This window comes from Klebsiella sp. GB_Kp056 (assembly GCF_040064755.1).
Classification (GTDB): domain Bacteria; phylum Pseudomonadota; class Gammaproteobacteria; order Enterobacterales; family Enterobacteriaceae; genus Klebsiella; species Klebsiella quasipneumoniae.
Genome location: NZ_JBEAJA010000014.1, coordinates 1 through 1,330 on the forward strand (window position 1 = coordinate 1; position 1,330 = coordinate 1,330).

The following is a 1,330-nucleotide window of genomic DNA, read 5'->3' on the forward strand; positions in this document are numbered from 1 at the left end:
CCGGGCTGGATATCCACAAGCTGGAGAGCATCGCGGCGTACTTCCGCGAGGTGCGTAAGAAGTACCACGCCTTCGAAGGCCAGCTGAAGGGCACCGACAGCCGTATCCTGGTCGCCCAGGTGCCGGGCGGGATGCTCACCAACCTCGAAAGCCAGCTGAAGCAGCAGAGCGCCGCCCACCGTCTGGATGAGGTGCTGGCGGAAATCCCCCGCGTGCGCGAGGACCTCGGCTTCATCCCGCTGGTCACCCCTACCTCGCAGATTGTCGGCACCCAGGCGGTACTCAACGTCCTGACCGGCGAGCGCTACAAAACCATCGCAAAGGAGACCGCCGGCATTCTGAAAGGTGAATACGGCCACACGCCGGCGCCGGTGAACGCCGCCCTGCAGGCGCGGGTGCTGGACGGCGCTGAGGCCATCACCTGCCGCCCGGCGGACCTGCTGAAGCCGGAGCTGGCGCAGCTGGAAGCCGATGTGAAGCACCAGGCGCAGGAGAAGAATATTCAGCTGGCGGAGAACGCCATCGACGACGTGCTCACCGTGGCCCTGTTCCCCCAGCCCGGCCTGAAGTTCCTCGAAAACCGCCATAACCCGGCGGCCTTTGAACCGGTGCCGCAGGTGGAAGACGCCAGGCCTGCCGCGCCGGCGAAAGCCGCCGCCTCCGGCGTCTACACCGTGGAAGTGGAAGGCAAAGCCTTTGTGGTGAAGGTCAGCGACGGCGGCGACGTCAGCCAGCTGACGGCGGCCACCCCGTCTTCCGCACCGGTTCCTGCCGCCGCCCCGGCCGGCGCCGGCACCCCGGTCACCGCGCCGCTGGCGGGCACTATCTGGAAGGTCATTGCCGGCGAGGGTCAGAGCGTGGCCGAAGGCGACGTGCTGCTGATTCTGGAAGCCATGAAGATGGAGACCGAAATCCGCGCCGCGCAGGCCGGGACCGTGCGCGGTATCGCGGTGAAAGCCGGCGATGCGGTGGCGGTCGGCGACACCCTGCTGCAGCTGGCGTAACGACGAGGAGCGGAAATGGAAAGTCTGAACGCCCTGATTCAGGGGATGGGGCTGATGCACCTGGGGTTCGGCCAGGCGGTGATGCTGCTGGTCAGCCTGCTGCTGCTGTGGCTGGCGATTGCGAAGAAGTTCGAGCCGCTGCTGCTGCTGCCGATTGGCTTCGGCGGCCTGCTGTCGAACATCCCGGAGGCCGGCCTGGCGCTGAGCGCCCTGGAGAGCCTGCTGGCCCACCACGACCCGGCGCAGCTGGCGGTGATTGCCGCGAAGCTCCACTGCGCGCCGGACGTCCACGCCATTAAGGAGGCGCTGGCCCTGGCCCTGCCGTC

At 67.7% G+C, this 1,330-nt stretch carries 2 protein-coding genes; both read left to right on the plus strand.

Annotated elements, in window-relative coordinates:
* Nucleotides 1-1,004, plus strand: a 1,004-nt coding sequence (locus tag ABLV52_RS00610) for a biotin/lipoyl-containing protein (RefSeq protein WP_348889867.1), incomplete at its 5' end; no start/stop codon positions are given.
* Between the two features lie 15 nt (nt 1,005-1,019).
* The coding region (locus ABLV52_RS00615; RefSeq protein WP_348889868.1) for a sodium ion-translocating decarboxylase subunit beta at nt 1,020-1,330 on the plus strand (311 nt) is incomplete at its 3' end.